General features: G+C 55.1%; 17 protein-coding genes. 5 read left to right on the top strand and 12 right to left on the bottom strand.

The features are described 5' to 3' along the window. The first annotated feature begins 169 nt into the window (after positions 1–169). Positions 170–1645 carry a lipid II flippase MurJ gene (locus JQR90_RS18195; RefSeq protein ID WP_010796092.1) on the top strand — a complete coding sequence of 492 codons (1476 nt, stop codon included), beginning with the start codon at positions 170–172 and terminating at the stop codon, positions 1643–1645. Between the two features lie 495 nt (positions 1646–2140). Then, a complete protein-coding gene (locus JQR90_RS18190; protein ID WP_230382176.1) occupies positions 2141–3352 on the top strand; it encodes an NAD(P)-dependent oxidoreductase in 1212 nt (403 codons plus the stop codon). A 257-nt stretch (positions 3353–3609) separates the two neighbouring features. On the opposite strand, the gene JQR90_RS18185 is transcribed toward JQR90_RS18190, so the two are convergent. The 3 genes from JQR90_RS18185 to JQR90_RS18175 form a co-directional block, all read right to left on the bottom strand. Then, on the bottom strand, positions 3610–4770 hold the full coding sequence (locus JQR90_RS18185) for an acyltransferase family protein (protein ID WP_010796090.1): 1161 nt from the start codon (positions 4768–4770) through the stop codon (positions 3610–3612). Between the two features lie 471 nt (positions 4771–5241). Further along, on the bottom strand, positions 5242–6621 hold the full coding sequence (gene dbpA / locus JQR90_RS18180) for an ATP-dependent RNA helicase DbpA (RefSeq protein WP_010796089.1): 1380 nt from the start codon (positions 6619–6621) through the stop codon (positions 5242–5244). Between the two features lie 86 nt (positions 6622–6707). After that, a complete protein-coding gene (locus tag JQR90_RS18175) occupies positions 6708–7403 on the bottom strand; it encodes an HAD family hydrolase (protein WP_010796088.1) in 696 nt (231 codons plus the stop codon). A 374-nt stretch (positions 7404–7777) separates the two neighbouring features. On the opposite strand from JQR90_RS18175, the gene JQR90_RS18170 reads away from it, so the two are divergent. Together JQR90_RS18170 and JQR90_RS18165 are read left to right on the top strand one after the other, a co-directional pair. Continuing rightward, the gene (locus JQR90_RS18170) at positions 7778–9010 is read left to right on the top strand and encodes a sensor histidine kinase (protein WP_010796086.1); all 1233 of its coding nucleotides are present in this window, start codon (positions 7778–7780) and stop codon (positions 9008–9010) included. Between the two features lie 177 nt (positions 9011–9187). Further along, positions 9188–9952 carry a transporter substrate-binding domain-containing protein gene (locus tag JQR90_RS18165; RefSeq protein WP_167670394.1) on the top strand — a complete coding sequence of 255 codons (765 nt, stop codon included), beginning with the start codon at positions 9188–9190 and terminating at the stop codon, positions 9950–9952. Here JQR90_RS18165 and JQR90_RS18160 read toward each other — a convergent pair. Both JQR90_RS18160 and JQR90_RS18155 read right to left on the bottom strand, forming a co-directional pair. Then, positions 9837–11072, bottom strand: a complete 1236-nt coding sequence (locus JQR90_RS18160) for a diguanylate cyclase domain-containing protein (protein ID WP_037029836.1) — start codon at positions 11070–11072, stop codon at positions 9837–9839. The genes JQR90_RS18165 and JQR90_RS18160 overlap by 116 nt on opposite strands. A gap of 66 nt (positions 11073–11138) precedes the next feature. After that, positions 11139–11468: a hypothetical protein gene (locus JQR90_RS18155; protein ID WP_037029835.1), complete on the bottom strand. Its 330-nt coding sequence runs from the start codon at positions 11466–11468 to the stop codon at positions 11139–11141. Here JQR90_RS18155 and JQR90_RS18150 point away from each other — a divergent pair. Continuing rightward, a complete protein-coding gene (locus tag JQR90_RS18150) occupies positions 11467–11676 on the top strand; it encodes a cold-shock protein (RefSeq protein ID WP_010796083.1) in 210 nt (69 codons plus the stop codon). The genes JQR90_RS18155 and JQR90_RS18150 overlap by 2 nt on opposite strands. Before the next feature lie 63 nt (positions 11677–11739). On the opposite strand, the gene mdtD is transcribed toward JQR90_RS18150, so the two are convergent. The 7 genes from mdtD to JQR90_RS18115 form a co-directional block, all read right to left on the bottom strand. Next, complete coding sequence (mdtD, locus tag JQR90_RS18145; protein WP_010796082.1) at positions 11740–13179, bottom strand: multidrug transporter subunit MdtD; 1440 nt, start codon at positions 13177–13179, stop codon at positions 11740–11742. A gap of 130 nt (positions 13180–13309) precedes the next feature. Beyond that, the gene (gene gspD, locus JQR90_RS18140; RefSeq protein WP_112297970.1) at positions 13310–15568 is read right to left on the bottom strand and encodes a type II secretion system secretin GspD; all 2259 of its coding nucleotides are present in this window, start codon (positions 15566–15568) and stop codon (positions 13310–13312) included. Between the two features lie 87 nt (positions 15569–15655). Beyond that, entirely contained in the window at positions 15656–16228 is a 573-nt protein-coding gene (locus JQR90_RS18135) for a hypothetical protein (RefSeq protein WP_010796080.1), read from the bottom strand. Further along, a complete protein-coding gene (gspM, locus tag JQR90_RS18130) occupies positions 16225–16857 on the bottom strand; it encodes a type II secretion system protein GspM (protein WP_010796079.1) in 633 nt (210 codons plus the stop codon). The genes JQR90_RS18135 and gspM overlap by 4 nt, the downstream gene beginning before the upstream one ends. After that, complete coding sequence (locus tag JQR90_RS18125) at positions 16832–17935, bottom strand: PilN domain-containing protein (RefSeq protein ID WP_010796078.1); 1104 nt, start codon at positions 17933–17935, stop codon at positions 16832–16834. Before JQR90_RS18125 ends, gspM begins: the two co-directional genes overlap by 26 nt. Next, a complete protein-coding gene (locus JQR90_RS18120; protein WP_010796077.1) occupies positions 17932–18660 on the bottom strand; it encodes a type II secretion system protein GspK in 729 nt (242 codons plus the stop codon). The genes JQR90_RS18125 and JQR90_RS18120 overlap by 4 nt, the downstream gene beginning before the upstream one ends. Then, on the bottom strand, positions 18657–19277 hold the full coding sequence (locus JQR90_RS18115) for a prepilin-type N-terminal cleavage/methylation domain-containing protein (protein WP_230382162.1): 621 nt from the start codon (positions 19275–19277) through the stop codon (positions 18657–18659). Before JQR90_RS18115 ends, JQR90_RS18120 begins: the two co-directional genes overlap by 4 nt. Positions 19278–19282: the final 5 nt, after the last annotated feature.

The following is a 19282-nucleotide window of genomic DNA, read 5'->3' as shown; positions in this document are numbered from 1 at the left end:
CAGCAGCAAAATCCCGGACGTGTGATATCTGCTCCGGGAGACTTATACGGGAGCCGGTAAGCCCGTGCTGTGGTATCGAGTCCGAAGCCTGCTGTGTCTTGACTAAATGCCTTGTGTTTCTTGCAAGCGATCGGGCTTGGTATGGATGTAATTTTTCTAGGAAAGAAACATGAAGAAGACCGTAATTATCCTTCTCATCACCGTTGCGAGTTTTCTTCTCGGCTTTCTGCGTGATCTGTTGATCGCCAAGGAGTTCGGGCTTAGCTGGGAAACGGATCTCATCTTCGTTGCGATGATCCTGCCGCTGTTCTTCGAGAATTTTTTCGGCCTCGCGTTACGCGATGCCATGATTCCCTACCTGCAACGCATACGATCAGAAAGTGAGGATCAGTTCATCCTGTCCAGTCGGTGGCTCTACTGGCGAGTCATGCTGTTTGGTCTTCTGGTTTCATTGTGTGCAGCCCTGGGCAGCCCTTGGGTACTTAAGGCACTGGCGCCTGGCTGGACGGCTGATCAGGTCAATGCGGGACTGCTAGTATTTTCCGTAGGCGCCTTCCTGATTTTCGTACAGGCCATCCTGTATTGTCAGGGAGCACTGCTGAGTCTTGACCGGATCTTCATCCTGCCGATGGCGCGTACGGTATCGATGAACCTAGGTGCCATCATTGGCATTTATGCGTTCTATCCCAGCGGAATCTACCTGTTTGCGGGCATGCTGATTCCGCAGGTGATACTGATTTTTATCCAGCATCAGCGAATTGGTTATTTGACTGGCCGAGCAGTAAAAGGAAAGCTGGAAAGTCGAGGCTTCGAATTTGTGCTGACGTTTGCGCCCGTGCTGGTGGCCGCAGGTGCACAGCAAGGATGCATGCTAGCTGAGCGCTTCTTCGCTTCCTTCCTGGCCGAAGGGACGATCAGTATGCTGTCGTTCTCTTATCGCATCGTTACCATCCCGCTTACACTTTATGCGCTGTCGGTTTTGGCTGTTATGTTTCCAGACATGGCGAAAAGCTGGGCAGATTCCGAGCACGATCGTTTCAATACTGTATCCCGCAAGGCTTCACTGGCAACGTTGCTGTTCCTGGTGCCTGCCTCGGTGGTACTGATCGCTTTCCCTGAGCCTGTAGTCAAGGTCTTGCTTGAGCGCGGTGCATTTGGCGCGGCCCAGACACAGGCTACGGCTTCCCTGGTGGTGGCTTACGCTATTGGCCTGCCTTGGATGGGACTCGCTCTGATCTGGGGACGTGCCTTGCTGGCTCAGCAAAGGGGGCGTGCATTCCTCATCATAACCTTGGTCAGTTCCGCTCTGACGGTGCTGCTGGATGCTGTGTTGTACAAGATCTACGGTGCCAATGGCCTTGCGTATTCACTGTCGATTGGCTTTTTCGTGCAAGCGCTATGCATGGCCTATTTCCTTTATCAAGCATCACCCAAGGGATTAAGCATTGCAGTGCTTGCCCGCTGGACGGCTGCTGCCCTGGCCGTTACGTTTGCCACGCTGTATGTAAGCCCTCAGCCTGACGGGTTTGTAGAGTTGGTGGCCTACATAGTGGCCTTGCTGCTGTGCCTGCTGGTCTGTCTGGTCGTTCTGGGTGAGCGTGACCTATTCAAGCGCTCGTACTGGACCGCTGTAAAAACAGCCTAAATCTGACAGGTTAGCTGAGGGATCAGCTAACCTGCGAATTCCTTATCGGTCACTGTCTTGCAATCGTCACAATTTTAAATTTATTCGCTATTTAAATTAAGAATTTGATTTAGGCTGGTTATAGCGCTTTAGACTTAATTTAAAGTGCTTTGCGAGCTTGTGCGGGCAGTAGTTTGATCTAGAGCATTAATTAATCCACTGGAATTATAAGGATTAATCCCATTAGATAAATTGGCGCTTTCTTTTTGACAGTATTTTTTTGAAATAAAACAAGTAACTAGGAACTTTTTAAACTAGCTTTGTGTCCTACAGCACGATTGTGAACGCGTTATGTCTGTAGGCAATCGCCAAGGCCTTGCTGCCAACTAATTCAAACTCCTAGTTACGACATATGCAGCGCTTTCTCTTCTGTTCGCTGCATACCTACCACTTCTGAAAGGATTCGTTCGTATGTCTAACCTCCAAGTAAAACGTGTCGGCGTTGTCGGAACAGGCATGATTTCCCGCTGCTTTGTAAGGTTGATTGCAAAGCATTATAAAGACCTGGTTATTTCCAAGGTCTTTACTCGCCGTAGCCTGAACACCATTTCGGATTTTCCACTTCCTGAGTGCCTGACCAATTCGCTGGATGAGGTGTTGGACAATTCCGACCTTATCGTTGAATGCAGTGGTGATGTCTACCACGGTACAGAGGTCATCGAGCGCGCCTTTCAGGCAGGTTTGCAGGTGGTGACCATCAATGCTGAACTGCAGGTCACCACAGGCTCCTATCTGGCCGGAAAAGGCTTCCTGACAGAGGCTGAAGGAGATCAGCCGGGTTCGTTGGCTGCCTTGCATGAAGATGCCATACAGATGGGTTTCAAACCCCTCGTATACGGCAACATGAAAGGCTATCTGAACCTGGATCCTAAGCCGGAAGACATGGCGTACTGGGCCAAGCGGCAGGGTATCAGTATCGATCAGACAACCTCGTTTACCGATGGCACCAAGGTGCAGATTGAACAGGTAGTCGTAGGCAACGGCTTTGGCGCTACTATTACGCGTCAGGGACTGGAAGGCCTCAAGTCCACCAACCTGAACGAGACGGCCAACGTGCTGGCTCAGATGGCTGAGCAGCTAGGTCAGCCTATCGTCGACTATGTCGTACCGAGCGGTTATCCGGCTGGCGGCGTGTTTGTGGTGTGCCGCCATGATGAAGATCAGGCACCTGCGATCGAATACTTCAAGTTGGGCGCTGGTCCTTACTATGTGCTCGTTCGTCCTTACCATCTCTGCTCGTTGGAGGTCGGCAAGACGATTCGCCGTGTGGTCGCGGGTGGTGGCGTTTTGCTGAACAACTCGACGACTCCCACATTGAGTGTCGCTGCTGTCGTTAAGAACCCGATGAAGGCAGGTGACATCATCGAACGTGGTATTGGTGGCTTCCAAGTGCGCGGTGAGGCCGTCAAGATTGCGGAAAACCCTGATCATCTACCGATCGGCTTGCTGAAGCATTCCGTCCTCAAACGTGCTGTTGCGCCGGGCCAGGTGATTACGTTTGATGACATCGAACTTGTGCCTAGCCGTGCATTGGACATTGTTATTGAACAACATCGAGCCGTTATTCAGGCACAAATGCCGGGCCTGTTGAATACCAACGAACCTCGTAAGGCATTTCCTTTCGGCAAAGGGCTTGATGAAGGTTTTGGAACTATCCCAGTCGTTTAATTAAGCGCTGAAGAAACCCTGTAATGCGGCAAGCATTACAGGGTTTTTTATTGTCTGCACTTTTACAGTAGTTAGAGGCGGACACATGTCTGCTTAATAAATTACTACTGGTTTTGGTTTGTTAAAGGCCGAAGCAGCGGCTTGGTAAATTATAAGATGTTCTCAAATTCTGTTTATCGAATTAAAGATATATGCTGGCTTAAAGGCAATAAAAAACCGGCTGTAATAGAGCCGGTTTTTATAAGGATGAAAAGAGATCAGATTGAGCCGTTAGGTAGAGCTTCCGTGGTAACTTCTTTCTTGCGGGTCAAGCGTTTACCTATCGCTACGCCCTTGAGTTCTATGTACTGGTAGGTATACCGGGAAACCAGTACTACAGTAATGAGCTGTGCCAAGACAACCAGATCATCCGTTACAGCGCCACCAGTTGTGATGTATTTGATCAGATCTGCCGGAGTGTCATGCGACGGCAGCATCGTTGTAAGTTCTTTGCCTGTTACTTTGGACAATACGATAGCAGCACTTTTGAATATATAAAGAATGGCTGCGTGAGTCATGTAGATTGAAAAAGACAGGTTACCCAACTTTACAAAGTATTCACCTTGCAGGATGCGTGAGACAGAGCCTTTTTCGAACGAGAAGACCAGAATCAGGCCGCAGAACAATACGCTTGCAATAATACCCTTGTACTCAAGGTGAGAGATGATAACGGCATAGGTAATGCCAACGCTGAGTACTTCAAGCACCGTAAAGCTTAATGCGCTGAGTTGAAAATCCTTGATCTTGGTAAAGATGACATACGTGCAGGCGCCGGCAAAAAAGCAGGAGCAGCCTCTGAAGATGCCCGTTTTAAGAGGCGACTCCGGCAGGCACAGGACAACGAACGAGAGCAGGGAAATTAGCGCAAAGATCTTGAGATGGCCTCTGCGAGCCAGAATCAGAATAGCCCCAAAGAGGAGGTACATGTAGTACTCAATACTAATGCTCCAGGAGGGGTAATTGAATGAGCCTGTAATGGTGTTATTGAGCCAGGCCTGAACCAGCAGGAGATTAGGGAGAAACTCGTGAGGCGCCGTTGCGCCGGAAAAGGCACCGTCATTGAAGTGCAGGCCTTTGCGCTCAGCCAGGTACTTTCCGCATTCCAGCGCTACATAGACGCCAAGCATGGTGAGATGCAAGGGATAGAGGCGCAGGGTTCTATTGATGAAAAAGTTCTTGTAGTCGGTGAGACTGGAAAGTCTATGACCATAGGTGTGATAGAGGACAAAGCCGCTAAGCACAAAAAAGAATTCGACAAAAAGGTAAGCGTTGGTAAACAAGCTCATTTCCGCAAAGCTGTTTACAACGTACGTATGAAAAAGAACAACAGCCAAAGCACAAAGGCCACGAAAGCTATCGAGTACGGTAAATCTTCTCATCAGACTGTCTCGTCCTTACCAGTCATAGTCGATATTCATACTTCGGTAAAAGCCGGATGGCCTTTACTTTCCTTGAAGTAAGCTGCGGCCTAGAGCGAAGTGGCGACCCCGCAGGCGTACCGGAAAGCAGCCTGTTTGACGGCGTGGTCACAGCTATCTAGAAGAGGTTATTTCAAGGTAACAAAAACGAACGTTACGAAGTGATGAATAGAACTCATTGCTTGCGTTTCACGAGGCGGTACAACGTCGATCAATCAGATATGCGACACCGCTAGAATTATTAGGTTAGCCACCTAAGCGTTAGCCTGACTCTTTGATCACTTTGGCCTAGCAAGTTCAGCCGGAAGGGTAAAAAGGCGAAATATTTTTTCGCAATTGAAAGGTTGTTTTTTATGAGTTTTTCGATTTGCCTGGAAATGATGCTTTCCGTTGAGTAAGGCAGCCGACAGTGACCCGCCGGCTGCTGTTGAGTTACAGCATGCGCACTTTGAAAGAGCGTCCCTTTATTTTGCCCTCGCTTAACCGCTTCAGGGCCTGACGTGCTGTGTCACGCTCGATGGCAACATAGGCCTGATAGTCATGAACGGTGATCTTTCCGACCTTGTCTCCGGGAATACCTGCTTCACCTGTCAAAGCGCCCAGGACGTCGCCAGGTCTGACTTTTTCCTTACGGCCGCCAGCAATGCAGAGCGTGACCGTGGGAGGTACCAAAGGAGCAGGGTTCTCCAGCGTCAGCGTATCGATGGACTGCCAATTCAGCGGGGCCTTTTGTTTGTCCTCAATGGCTTGCGCGCGACCGGCCTCTGCAGGTGCTACCAGGGAGAAGGCCATGCCGGTTTCGCCAGCCCGGCCGCTTCGGCCGATTCGATGAATGTGGATATCGGCATCACGGGACAGCTCCACATTGATGACAGCTTCAAGGCCGGCGATATCGATTCCCCGGGCAGCCACGTCAGTTGCTACCAGAACCGTGCAACTGCGATTGGCAAACTGTACAAGAACCTGATCGCGGTCGCGCTGCTCCATATCCCCGTGCAAGGCCAGCGCGGAGATCTTGTTCGCCTTCAGGTAGTCGACAACCTCTTGGCATTGCTGGCGCGTATGACAGAACGCAACGCAAGACTGAGGCCGAAAATGCTGAAGCAGCTGAAGAACCGCCTGAAGTCGCTGGCGCGGGTCTATTTCATAGAAACGTTGCTCGATACGGGTATCGTCATGTAACGCTTCGACCTTGATGGTCTTGGGGTTGCGTAGAAAGTTACTCGCTAGCTGTTCGATGCCTGAGGGGTAGGTCGCAGAAAACAGCAGGGTTTGGCGTCGTGTCGGGGTCTGGCCAAGGATGTCGGCGATAGCGTCATGAAAGCCCATATCCAGCATCCGGTCCGCTTCATCGAGTACAGCGACATTCAGGCCTTCAAGAGAAAGCGTCCCTTTGCGCAGATGCTCCTGAATACGGCCCGGTGTTCCAACGATCACATGAGCGCCGTGTTCGAGCGAAGCGATTTGTGGTCCGAAAGGGACCCCGCCACATAATGTCAGCACCTTGATGTTGTCGGCTGATCGCGCCAGCCTGCGTATTTCCTGAGCGACCTGATCTGCCAGCTCACGTGTAGGGCAAAGTACCAGTGCCTGACAGCCGAAATATCGGGTATTAAGGCCATTCAGCAGACCCAGGCCAAAGGCGGCCGTCTTACCCGAGCCGGTCTTGGCCTGGGCGATAAGGTCTTCCCCTTTCAGGATAACCGGCAAGCTCAGGGCCTGGATGGGGGTCATCTGCTGATAACCCAGCGACTCCAGGTTGCCGAGCAGTGCATCGGAAAGTGAAAGGGTGGTAAAGGAGGTAGCGGTCACGGAGGGCCTGCAGCATGCAAAATAAAACGTGCAGTGTAACAGGCCGCTCGATGGGGGCTATCGCGGTTGGTCGCAAGAGATAGCCGTCAGGCGTGTCCGCTGGTGGCCGTTTCCCGCAGGGCGGCAACCTGCTGCGGCAGTTGATCCATATGGCTGATCAGCGCTGTCACGCCCAGGCGTCTAAGTGTTTCACCGTGCTCGGGAGGAATGTGGCTTGCACCTGTAAAACCGATCACACGCATGCCGGCAGCCAGCGCTGCGCGAACGCCCGTGGCGCTGTCCTCGATCACCAGGCAGTTTTCCGGTGATACACCCATGGTACGGGCAGCCAGCAGATAGACATCGGGTGCCGGCTTGGGATGCTCCACCATGTCCGCGCTGAAGATATGACCGGCAACGCGCTCGGTCAGTCCTGCACGCGCCACGGAGGATACTACACTGTGGCGTTGACTGTTTGAGGCAACGGCCAGTGGCAGGTCAATGCGCTCGAGAGCCTCTTTGACACCGGGTATGGGCTCGACTTGCGTTGCAATTAGCTGCTCGGCGCGAGTACGAATATCCTTGTGAATGCCTTCAGGGAGGGTAATGCCAAAGCGCTCTTCAACCCGCTGGATAATATCGCGCGTTGTCAGTCCGAACGTACCCTCAAGCAGTTTTTCGAGCTCCGTCCTGGGGGCATGACGGCTCAACTCGTCCATGACTATGCGCTCCGACAGGATTTCACTGTCGACAAGTACGCCATCACAGTCGCTGATGAGTAGTTCGATCACGTGTGGTTTCATCAAAGACGTCCTTAGTGCGGCTGACCAGTATGGCCGCAGACAAGAGGAGGGGACACTGAGCCTGTCTGGATGACAGGTCGTTTGCAAACAGCGCTCCGCTGATCATTGGCTTGCACTGCTGGGTTGCCTGCCACGTTGTACATGAGACAGGGGACAAATTATTTAAAGTGAGGCTAGGGTATGGGCAAAAGGCACTGCCTCGACGTAGTGTAATCGCTTCTGCCTTGTTCATGGATTGTGTCTCCACGCGGAGACAGGACTCTCGGCTGTGAAAAACAGGCCGTAATGGCTCTGGAACCGCCTCATTAGAAGGGCTTGCACAGAAAAAGTTTTGCAGCCGCGAGCGTTAGGGCCTTTTGGTGTGGAGCCTTGGGATGAGCCATGATGCGCCGTGCGTATCGGCTTGCAAGCCGGCAGAATTGATTGGAGATGCAACACGGTTGGCGGCGTTGCACAGGACGCAGCTTTTGGATACGCCACCGGAAGAGGGATTTGACCGGCTGACCGCCATGGCGGCTCGCCTGTTGGGCGTGCCCATCGCGTTTATATCACTGGTGGATGACCGACGTGCCTTTTTAAAAAGTCAGTATGGCCTGCCGGATTTTCTGGCCAGTCACTGGGAACGATCGGCCTATGCGCTGGGTGAATGTATCCTGGCTGAAAGGGTGCCGCTGATTATCGATGCTGCTGCACAGCATCCTGTGGCTGCATCTTTGACGATGCTTCCCACTGGAACAGGTGCCTTTTTAGCCGTGCCGCTCAAGGACAGTGATGGAGAGCTGCTGGGCTATTTTGCTGTTGCCGATCAGTGTTCCCGACTCTGGTGTCCCCGCGATTTGGAGCTTTTGGGCGAGCTGGCCTACTCAGCGACACGTGAAATCAAACTGCGTCTGGCAGTTCAGGAGGTGCGTCAGCATGCCCGGTGCGCCCGTATTGCCGTTCGGGCGCGTGAAGAGCTGCTGGCGGTCGTGGCGCACGATCTGCGAACGCCTTTATCAGTGTTGACCATGGCGTTCAGCCTGTTCGACGGGATCACCTTGAATGAGCGGCAGCGCGAAGTGGTCAGCCATGCACAAAAAGCCAGTGGTCATATGGGCAAGCTGATCGATGAGCTGCTTGAAATCTCTCAGATGGAGCAAAGCCAGCTGGAGCTTCGGCTCGCCTTGCTCGATCCGCACAAGCTTCTGGAAGACGCCGTTGCGATGCTGCAGCCGTTAGCCGAGCGGAGCGGCATACGCTTGCTGACGTCCTGTGAGCAGGAGCTGCCAACCATAAAAGGAGATTACGAACGCCTGCTGCGCGTCTTTTCCAATCTGGTAAGCAATTCCGTGAAGTTCAGTCAGCCCGGCTCGACGGTCTGGGTATCGGTCGTTCGTGAGGCACAGGGGGTGCGCTTTACGGTCAGTGACAACGGGCCCGGTATTGCTGAAAGCGATCTGCCATTTATTTTTGATCGCTACTGGCAGGTTAAAAAGCGTGAACACCAGGGGGTTGGCCTGGGGCTGGCAATCGTGAAAACCATTGTCGAGGCGCATGGCGGTACGATCCAGGCCAGCAGTACTTTGGGTGAGGGCAGCGATTTCTGTTTTCATCTGCCGCTGGCATAAAGCCGTCTTAGAGACTACATACTTAAGAAGATCCTGTTCATTGCATTGTCATGCCGGTAGGGAGGCTCTATGCGTGTCCTCACCTTTTGTTGCCTGGCTTTGACCTGGTCGTGCTCGCTCCTGGCCTGGGCCAGCCCTCCACTTCGACTGGTTGGAAACCCCTGGGAGCCGTATGTTATGACTTCGCCGGCTGGTCAGGGCTTGGCTGTCGATATCGTCAGGACAGCCCTTGGCCGCTCCGGATACGAGACAACGTTTCGTGAGGAGCCCTGGGAGCGGGTGCTGTATGGCATACAAAATGGCTCCCATGATGTGATTGTCGACATCTGGTATGCGCCCGAGCGAGAGCGCCTGGGGCAGTTTTCCAAGCCCTTCCTGGCAAACCGCCTACGCTTTATCGCATTGAAAACGCGCGCGATTACCTTTTCCACGCTGGAAGATTTGAGGCCGTACCGGTTGGCCGTCGTACGGGGATATGCCTATTCGAAAGAGTTCGATCAGGATCGAACCCTGGACAAGGTCGCGGTTGCCGATTTCGAGCAGGCTTTGAGAATGCTGTTGGCGGGACGTGTCGATCTGGCAATCGAAGAGGAGCATGTGGCCAGGCGTGTGATCGAGCGCGTGGCCAGTGCTCAATCGTCCCGGCTTCAGTTTCTGGACAAGCCGCTGGCGGAAAAAGGCCTGCATATGTTGGTATCGGAAGATCATCCTGAGCAGGAAAAAATCATTGCTCAGTTTGACGATACGATCGAGCGGATGAAGGCAGATGGTACCTATGCCGACATTTTTGCCCGCTACGACCTAGTGTGGCCGCCAACTCAGCAGGTCAGTGACATAGCGTCATGCCACGCCCGCTGCGCTTTGCCTGATAAAGACGCTGGTCGGCCACGTGAAGTGCCGGCTCCAGCGCCTGGGTCTGCAGGTTGGCAACCCCGGCACTAAAGGACAGCAGGGGGGCGTTAGGCAGGTAATTGAGCCGGGTGCAGAGTTTGCGGAAGATATCCAGGCGTCTGGCCAGCTCCTGTTCGCTTGACTGGCTCACCAGTGCGAATTCCTCTCCGCCCAGGCGGCCAATGATGTCTTGCGGAAAATGTGTTCGCAGGGCATGGGCAAACGCTATCAAGGCGGTGTCGCCACCGGCATGTCCCATCTGATCGTTGATGTTCTTGAAAAGATCAATATCCAGCAGGGCAATACTAATGGGTTGCGACTGGGCTTGCGCCAGGCTGATGTGCAGCTCGGCTTTTTCCTGAAAGGCTCGCCGGTTCAGGAGGTTGGTTAGTGAGTCATAGCGGGCTGCCTGTTGTAACGCCCTTAGCAAGTCGCGTCGCTCGAGCATGGCCATGACACGGCAGTTGAGTTCTTCCGGGCAGAAGGGTTTGCGTAGGAAGTCGTCAGCGCCGTGCTTGATGAAGCGTGCGCTAAGGATACCCTGTGGATCAGCCGAAACCCCCAGGATCAGCAGGTCGTGCCGTTTGAGCTGCTGACGCAGGCGCTTGACTAGCTCGAAGCCCAACAGGCCGGGCATGTCATGGTCCAGGATCAGCAGGTCGATATCGTTTTGCGCCTGAAGCACCCTGAGCGTCTCGTTCCCATCCGTACTCTGCAGCGGCTGAAACAGCTGTGATGAGAGCACCCGACACATGTAGTGCCGCGAGACGCAGGAGTCCTCCGCAACCAGTATCTTGACGTTCTGATTCTGGACCAGCCGATGCAGGAGTCGCAGCACATAGTCATAGGAGTACTGACTCTCCTTGATAATGTAGTCGACGACGCCCTTGTTGATGAGCTCATCGCGATGACGCTCATCGTAGCGACCGGTCAGGACAATGCAGGGCACCTTGTGGGCAAGGATGACATCCACGACCTCGCCGTTGGGCGAGTCGGGCAGGTTCAGGTCGGCTATGGCAGCAAAGAACTGACCGGGGCTGGTCTCCAGAAGAAGTTCAGCCTCGGCCAGCGATGCGCAGAATACCGGTTCGAACAAGGGCTCCTGTCGAAAGAGGTGCGACAAAAGCTTGAGGACCAGTTGGCTATCTTCTACGACCAGAATATTACGCACGAAATGGATTCCCGAAGTGGTGCTCATCAAGCATGGCATATGTCCAAAAACACACTTATAGTGTTTCTATAGACATGTCATGCTAGGAGAAGTAAACCTAATGACGGCATTGATTATGCCGTTGATCGCATCTGAAGTACCGGTTGTCCCGTTTGCGACAGGCGGCTTTCGTGTAATCGCTTTCGTAATAAATTTATCGTAGAGTTCAAACCACTGTGTTTGCTTGGGTCGCTGTTGATCGTGACCTGAGGCGGTAGGTTTCCACGTGGCCCCGTCCTGCTCGATTGGTGTTTCTCCTTGCAACGCAGTCCCTGGCGAATGGTCTGATGGCGCATCGTTCAGGGCATTAAAAGCTTTAATAACAAAACCCGATTTACCAAGGAGCAACATCTTCATGTCGAATCGTCAGAACGGCACCGTCAAGTGGTTCAACGAAACCAAAGGCTATGGCTTCATTACTCCTGAAAGCGGTCCCGACGTTTTCGTTCACTTCCGTGCCATCGAAGGCAATGGTTTCAAGACCCTGGCAGAAGGCCAGCGCGTCAGCTTCGAAGTTGTGCAAGGCCAGAAAGGCATGCAGGCTGAGCACGTTCAGGTGGTCTGACCGCTGAGCGCCGAAGCAAAAAACCCGAGAATGCTCTCGGGTTTTTTTATGCCTGCTGAATCATCAGGCCTCTGCGCTCTGCGGGCTCTTTTCCGGCTCCTCAACGCGATGCGAAGGCGCCTTGCGGTCAGGATTACCCGGAAGCTGCCCGAAAATTGCGGCAGCCAGAATAGAGAGCAGCCCAACGCTGAGGTAGGTGGCATGGAAGGCGGACAGCACATCGGTATCGGCGTAATCATCCTTGAACCCACCCAGCAAGGCAGCGGCGCAGGCGACGCCAAAGCTCATCGACAGCTGCATGACCACGGACAGAAGACTGTTGCCGCTACTGGCCTGCTCATCGCGTAGATCGATCAGCGTCACGGTGTTCATGGCGGTGAACTGCATCGAGTTGACGGCGCCCAGAAGACCCAGGTGAATCAGCAACAGTGGATAAGGCGTCTCCGTGGTGATCAGGCTCAGGCTGGCGATCATGCAGCCCAGTAAAATGGTGTTTCCGATCAGTAATCGGCGATAGCCCAGGCGGTCGATGATAGGCTTGGCGATGGGCTTGACCAGCATTGCCGACAGCGCAAGCGGAATCATGGTCATACCTGCCTTGGCCGGTGGAAAATTCATGCCCACTTGAAGCAGCAGAGGCGTCAGAAAGGGCAGCGCGCCACTGCCCAGGCGGGCAAACAGATTACCGAATATGCCAACGGCAAAACTGCGGGTGCGGAACAGTTGCGGCGAGAAGAGCGGACGCTCGATACGTAAGGCTCGCAGCCAGTAGGCGATCATGCAGGCGAGGCCGCCCACTAGCAGCAGAACCACCCGGGCATGGGGCATATGAAGCTCGCCCAAACCCTCCAGGGCAACCGATATCAGGATCATTGCCGCGCCAAACAGCAGGAATCCAAACCCGTCGAAGCGCATGGGAATGGGGCTGCGCAGGTCAGGCATCAGTTTTGAGGTGACATAACAGCCCAACAAGCCTACCGGCAGGTTGATCAGAAAGATCCAGTGCCAGGAAGTTGCTTCCACTAGCCAGCCGCCTAGGGTAGGGCCGGTCAGCGGGCCGATCAGACCCGGCACGGTGACGAAGCTGAGTATTCGCACCAACTCGGTACGAGGATAAGCCCGCAGGATGGCGAGCCGCCCGACTGGCAGCATCAGCGAGCCTCCCAGACCTTGAATGACGCGGGCTGCGATCAACAAGGGGAGCGAGGGGGACAATGCACATAACAGTGAGCCAAAAGTGAACAAAGCGATGGCGCTGAAAAAGACCCGCCGTGTTCCGAAGCGATCGGCGATCCAGCCTGAGGCCGGAATCAGCAGCGCGACCGTCAGCATGTAGGCGATCACGACGCCCTGCATGCGCAACGGATCTTCATTGAGATCATGTGCCATGCTGGGAAGTGCAGTATTGAGGATCGTGGCGTCGAGCGATTGCATGAAGAATGCAATGGCAACCAGCCAGGGCAAATAGCGAGCGGTACGGGCATCGAGTAGCGAAGCGGACATGAGTGATCGTACTTCCTTTGTGGCCAAAGGGTTGGAACGCAGGACGCCTCAAGCGTTCTGCCCATGTCGCGAAGGGAAATGCCTGAACACCTGGGGGCCGCCTGACGATGCAGGCGACCCACCAGGGTTGTCAACGGGAGGTGTCGATCTGGCTGATAGGCTTGATGGGACTGATCAGCTGGAGTTGCTGGCGGTACTCATCCGTGATCTGGCTCGCCTGACTGTTGCTGGTGATCACACGTGGCGTGATGAGAACTATTAGCTCGGAGCGACCTTTATTACGTGCTGTACTACCGAATAGCCAATGTAGTCCGGGGATCCGGCTGAGATAGGGAACACTATTGTCAGTTTCAGCCTCGCTCTGCTGAATCAGGCCTCCTAACAATACGGTTTGCCCACTCTGCACTGCTACTTGTGTAGTAACGGCTCGGGTAGAAATTGATGGGTTCCCATTAGCATCAGTCGTCGAGCTTGCATCGCTGACCTGCTGCTGGATATCCATGTAAACCAAGCCGCCGGGATTTATTCGGGGTACCACATCAAGAATGACGCCGGTTTGTACATACTGCACACTACTAAATGTTGAGTCACTGGTTGTACTAACAGACGTTTGAGTGATCGGAATATTGTCTCCTACTTGAATTTGCGCTTGCTGGTTATTCATGACAACCAAGGACGGGGCAGATAGCACACGCGTATTACCGTTCGTCTCCAAGGCATGCAAGGCTACCTGCAGGTTATTGCTGACAAAAGAGTAAAATAGGGCATCACTTGAACTTAACGCAGCGCCACCTTGCCCTAGTGCACCCTGGCTGCCAGAGGTATTGGCGATACCCTCAGTGCTGGAGTTTCCGGCGAGATGGCCTAAATACCACTGCACACCAAGACTAAGTGAGCCTGTCAGGCTAACTTCCAAGACACGAGTTTCAATCTGAACCTGCATGGGGGCGTTATCCAACCGTTTGATGGCGGACTGAATTTCGTTCCATTGTGAAGGGCGGGTCCGAATAAGCAGTTGGTTACTACTTTTCTGCGCCGTGATACGAACGCCTGCGTCGTTGGTATTAGAATCACTGCCGCCCGAGGCACTGCTATTCGAGTTTTCGTTATCCGTATCAGACGCGTTCCGGTTACCTGTCGTACTGTTACCTGTGTTACCGCCACCAATGCCACTGTTGCTGCCAATACTGGTAGAAAGGCCATTGCTGCCCAATCCTCCCAAGCCCTGGCTGCTACCAGTAATACCGGTGGTACCTGTTGTACTGGTATTTGTTCCTGTTGAGAGTGTCGTTGTACGCAAACCCGGAGCAACCTGTGCTTCTGGTTCTTCAGACACTGCTTCGTTACTATAGATTTGGCGTAAATAGCGGGCTAGATCTGTAGCCTTCATGTTGCGTACGTCGTACACATACATCTGCGGCTCGTTGCCGCCGCCCTTATCGATGGTCTCGATCCACTGACGAACTTCGTTCAGATATTCAGGCTGTGAAGAGATGGCCACCACCGCATTGGTGCGTTCGATCGGCAGGAAGCGGAGCATACCGGCCAGCGGGGTGCCGCTCTGCGGGCCGAACAGGCGATCCAGCTCCGGCATCAGCTCTGCCACACTGGCACGTTGCAGGCCGAAGACGCCGATAGACATGCCCTTCAACCAGTTCACATCAAAGGTACTGATGGTTCGCTGATAATTGGCAAGCTCGTCGGGCGTACCGGCCAGCGCGATGACATTGCGCGAGGGGTCCACCAGCAGGAAAGCATTTTCACGGGCAAAGGGCTTGAGCAGCTTCTGCATTTCCGTGGCGGAGATGTAGTCCAGCTGGAACAGGCGGGCAGACAGGCCACTGCCTGGCTCCGGCATCTGTAGCGCCGGCACCATGCGGCCTGCCACGGCCTGGTTGGCTGGTACAACCATGTAGCGATCGCCTTCACGCACCAGGGCGTTATTGGTCCAGGATAGCAACGTCTCCAGGATCGACAGGGCTTCGGTCTTTGCAACGGGCTTGGACGTGGAGAAAGTGACCTCACCCTTTACGTCCTGCGCGATGGTGTAGTTCACCTGAAGCAGATCGCCCAGGATACTGTTGATCACTGCTCGAATCGGCTGGTTGTTGAAGTTGAATACTACACCGCCGTCCGGCGCGGCTGACGGCTTGGCGGCAGGTGTCACTCGACTGTTGATGAAGCGGTTATCACCACGAATGATCTGACTGCGGGCCGGTGTACGGGGGTTATCGCCCGTTTCGGCCGAGCTGGGAACATTGGGCGAGGGCTCTCTTACCAAGGGGCGTTGGCTGCCTGTTCCGGCCAGACCTTCACGCAGCAGGGCATCGTCTTGCTGCGTATCGGTGGCCGGTGAGATACAACCTGCCAGCAAGGTGGCGGTGGCCATGCAGGCCAAGGGGTAACGCAAGGTCACGATTGTAGTGCTCCTGATAATAGGGGGCGGCCGCGTCGGCCACTGAATCCGGGTTCCGTATCAATCTTCGCTATCGGAGTCGTCATCCTCTTCCGGGGACGTTTCCGTGGTAGAGCTGGGCGCCTCGGCGGCTGGGGCCGACACGTCGTCAAGAGGTGCCTTTTCGATCACGAGCGGCAAGCTTTGCTGACGATCACTGGAGACAAATACCGCCTTGTTGGCAGCCACGGACTCTAGCTTCCAGCCGTTGGGTAGTGCCTTGCCTCGGGTAACGCTGAGCGCCTTGCCTGAGTTGTCCTTGAGCAGGGCCAGCTGCAGCGAGTCGGTCAGGATAATGCCGGTCAGCACATAGCCTGTAAGGTAAGTCGGCTGACCCGGCGCGGCCATTTTCTGATCAGACTGACGGTCCGGACTGAACAAGGGCTGCTGCCAGGTGTTGGCATAGGCATCCAGGGGCGGTGCGTTCGGCAGCTCCGGCGACCTGACGGTTGCAGGCGAGTGCTGTGCTTCAAGAGGAGGCAGCCATTGTACGTTACGGCCAATGCCCAGCGCGAACATGACCAGAAGCGCGGCCGATAGTCCCGTAATCAGGACGAGCCAGGGGGTGAGGCGATGCTGATCAGCGGCGTTCATGTCGGGTCATCCGAATCCGTGTTTTCGTTATCGTCCATACCGGCTTTACGCTGCATGTAGCCAGTGACAAGCATCTGGACTTCAAGCCTGCCGGCACCACCCTTGGGCGGAGCATCCTCATGACGCTCGACGCGAAGCTCCTCTACGAAAAGGAAAGGGCGATCGTTTTCAATGTCGTACAGGATGGCTTCCAGCGGCTCGATGGCGCAGCTGAGGTTGAAGCTGACTTTGACCTGGGCATAGGGCTCATCGCCAGGGTTGCCGGCGATGGGCGTGCGGTTGAGCAATTCACAGCCGGCGCCGTCCAGCTTGTGCGACTCGATCAGTTCAGCCGTATGTTGCATCAGGTTGGCTGCTACGGCACTGGGGTCGTCACCGGGCAGCAGGCTGTCACTCCCAGCGTTTCGCTCCTGTGCGGTTTCGAGCTGGCGCTGCAAGGGTTCACGCTGGGCCTGCAGCGCGGCATACCGGCGCTGGGTCTGGCGGAGCTGCTCCATTTCGTCGTTCATGGCCTGCTGGGGCGCGACGAACCACCATTCCAGACAAATCCAGTACAGCACATACAACGCGAACGCCAGAACGGCCAGCGCGGCGATGCGACTTTCACGGGGTGTCAGTGACCGGCGCATTGCTGGCTTCCTCCCGACGCAGGTGGGCGAGCAGGTAGAAGCGCTCTTTCTTGGTGTTTTCGTCTGGCTGGATGACGCCTTGGAACTGCGCACCGGTAAGCGAGTGACAATTCTTCATCTCGCCAATCAAGGCGCCAGCCTTCTGGCTCTGGCCGGCCAGATTGACCTGTCCGTCTCCTTCAACGGACAGCTCCGTCAGCCAGGTGTCTTTGGGCAGGCACTGAGTCAGCTCGCTAAGCATCACGCTCAGCGGTGGAGTACCCGCCTTACGCTCCGTCAGGTAGCGAGTGGCGCCCAGGCCATTCTGTATCTGCTGGCGCAGGCTTTCGATCTCCTGGGCGCCGGCGCGAAGCTGGCTGACCTCATGACGCATGGCTTCGAGCGCAACGGCGCGGTTATACAACCAGACCTGCATGGCTGCGAATGTCAAAGCGATAGCCAGGACTGCAAGACCAATGTTCAGCTGACGCCTCGGATTCTTGCGAAGCTGACGGCGTTCGGATGGCAACAGGTTAATACCCAGGCGCCCCCCTTCAGGCTGTTGCACATCGATCTCGTCGGGACGAATGCCCTGCGCCTGCAGGCGCTCCAGTAATGGATCGAGGCGATCCTTCAGTACGGTGGCAACCGTCACACGGAGCGGCTGCTTGGGCTGGCTTGGCCAGCGGCGGACCGCATAATAGACCTGACTGGCCTTAAAAGGGGTATGGCGATCCATCTCGAAGGCGACAGCCGCCATGACGTCCTGGGCTGCGCCAGCAGGTAGATTGATAGTTCTGACCAGCGCCTGCCGAGGCGATAACAGCAGAACGCAGCGTTCTGTACCCAGCGAATCGGCGCTGGTTAATGGATGCTTACCCTCCGCCGAGTGAAGCCAGGCTTCTTCATTGTCCCAGCGGATGATCTGTTCATGTTCGCTTCGCTCGAACAGGCTGCGTAGGCGAGGGGGCAGGCAGGCCCGAAGTTCGGTAAACCACCAGTTGAAAAAGCGGGGAAACACGGAGGCGTGCCATTGCGCCTGAAAGGCATTCACGGCAGGGCGCAGGCTATTGGGCCATTCCAGTCGAATTGTTTTCATTCTTGCCAGCGCAGCACGCGGTAAGGTTGCATGTTGCTATCCGTTGGGTTGAGTAAAAGGGTCACGTTCAAGGCAGAGCGGAAACCATTGTCCAGTTCAGCCTGGCTATACACACTCAATACCTGCCCTGGATCTTCTCCCTCCAGGGAAATGATGTTCTTCTGGCCCATGGCTTGCCGTATGGGTGGCGCTGCAAAGCTCACAACCGGCTGATCGTACCCGCTCCAGACGGTGATGTAGGGCTCCAGGCGAGTAAACATCGCATTGTCCATACCGGGGAGTTGAATCAATTCCTCCAGGGTTCGCATGGGCGTCGGATCCGTCCCGTTCTGACGGGCTTGCAAGGCTGCCGCGACTTGCTTCGCTTGTCCAGCCGGAACGCCCAATGCAGTCGCCACTTTGATGAACAAGGCGGATGAGGTGCTGTTAAGATCCAGCTTTCCCAGCTCGCTGCGCACTTGAATGGTCAGGCGCATGCGGTCGAATTCGAGTTGATAGGGGCGGCCATCCGCAACCCAGCGCTGCTCTCGTTGAAGGCCTGTCAGATGCTGGACAGCCAGGGCCAGACCTGCTTCCGCCGCAAGATGCGCCCTGGCATCCTGAAGCTGATGGACGCTCTGTTTGTTTTCCAGGCGTACTGCGGTTACGACGCCGGCCATGACCAGACTGAGCAGTGCCAGTGCCCATAGCGTAATGAGCAGCGCTACCCCGTGCTGCCGCTTCACTGCAGAGACCCCATGCTGTTTGAGTTGCCCAGGTCGAGGCGTACGGCGACCTGTAGAGGTGGCCAGGCAATGGGGCCATCGGCCGTCAGGTCAACCCTAACCCGCTGGGGCAGGTGTTGCGGCCAGGGCCATCGCGGCAGCCAGTCCGTAGGTCGTCCGTTCTGGTCAAGGCCGCTATAGGAAAAGCGCAGGTTTCTGACCCGCCGCAACAAACGCTGGGGATCTCCCCAGGATTCAGTGCGGTTGTTTCCAACAATCTTGGCGAAGTCGACCTGTAGCCATTGGTCTCGGCTGTCACCTGCCAAGCGGAGCGTCTGGATATGGATGCCGCCGCCGAGATGCGAAGGCAACGTTGCGATAAAGCGCATCTCCTGTGGCTCGCCGATAAACACCATTCCCTGCCCGGTGGGGGTGCGCTGGATCGACAGCGGAAGGGCTTGCTGCAGTTCGCGACGTAAAAAATTCTGTGTAGAGCGCAGCTCATCCAGTCGGGCGCTGTACTGCTCGCTGCGAGCCAATGTCCGATTGGCGCTGATGAGGGCAGAGCCGATCAGGACCAGCAGGATACCCAGCAGGCTGATAGCCAGTAGGACTTCCAGCAAGGTGAAGCCGCGCATTGAGA

It is taken from the genome of Pseudomonas sp. JZ114, assembly GCF_051027705.1.
GTDB classification, from domain to species: Bacteria; Pseudomonadota; Gammaproteobacteria; order Pseudomonadales; family Pseudomonadaceae; genus Chryseomonas; species Chryseomonas luteola.
Note: the sequence above shows the minus strand (reverse complement) of the source record. Positions and strands in the feature narration are given on the sequence as shown.

What these genes read in the sequence shown, in the direction of transcription:
- JQR90_RS18170 (WP_010796086.1), top strand. Translation starts at nt 7,778, where the DNA reads ATGAGCCATGATGCGCCGTGCGTATCGGCTTGCAAGCCGGCAGAATTG.
- JQR90_RS18135 (WP_010796080.1), bottom strand. Translation starts at nt 16,228, where the DNA reads ATGAACGCCGCTGATCAGCATCGCCTCACCCCCTGGCTCGTCCTGATT.
- JQR90_RS18175 (WP_010796088.1), bottom strand. Translation starts at nt 7,403, where the DNA reads ATGAAACCACACGTGATCGAACTACTCATCAGCGACTGTGATGGCGTA.
- JQR90_RS18125 (WP_010796078.1), bottom strand. Translation starts at nt 17,935, where the DNA reads ATGAAAACAATTCGACTGGAATGGCCCAATAGCCTGCGCCCTGCCGTG.
- JQR90_RS18195 (WP_010796092.1), top strand. Translation starts at nt 170, where the DNA reads ATGAAGAAGACCGTAATTATCCTTCTCATCACCGTTGCGAGTTTTCTT.
- mdtD (WP_010796082.1), bottom strand. Translation starts at nt 13,179, where the DNA reads ATGTCCGCTTCGCTACTCGATGCCCGTACCGCTCGCTATTTGCCCTGG.
- JQR90_RS18150 (WP_010796083.1), top strand. Translation starts at nt 11,467, where the DNA reads ATGTCGAATCGTCAGAACGGCACCGTCAAGTGGTTCAACGAAACCAAA.
- JQR90_RS18165 (WP_167670394.1), top strand. Translation starts at nt 9,188, where the DNA reads ATGACTTCGCCGGCTGGTCAGGGCTTGGCTGTCGATATCGTCAGGACA.
- JQR90_RS18155 (WP_037029835.1), bottom strand. Translation starts at nt 11,468, where the DNA reads ATGAAGATGTTGCTCCTTGGTAAATCGGGTTTTGTTATTAAAGCTTTT.
- JQR90_RS18185 (WP_010796090.1), bottom strand. Translation starts at nt 4,770, where the DNA reads ATGAGAAGATTTACCGTACTCGATAGCTTTCGTGGCCTTTGTGCTTTG.
- gspM (WP_010796079.1), bottom strand. Translation starts at nt 16,857, where the DNA reads ATGCGCCGGTCACTGACACCCCGTGAAAGTCGCATCGCCGCGCTGGCC.
- gspD (WP_112297970.1), bottom strand. Translation starts at nt 15,568, where the DNA reads ATGGCCACCGCCACCTTGCTGGCAGGTTGTATCTCACCGGCCACCGAT.
- JQR90_RS18190 (WP_230382176.1), top strand. Translation starts at nt 2,141, where the DNA reads ATGATTTCCCGCTGCTTTGTAAGGTTGATTGCAAAGCATTATAAAGAC.
- JQR90_RS18115 (WP_230382162.1), bottom strand. Translation starts at nt 19,277, where the DNA reads ATGCGCGGCTTCACCTTGCTGGAAGTCCTACTGGCTATCAGCCTGCTG.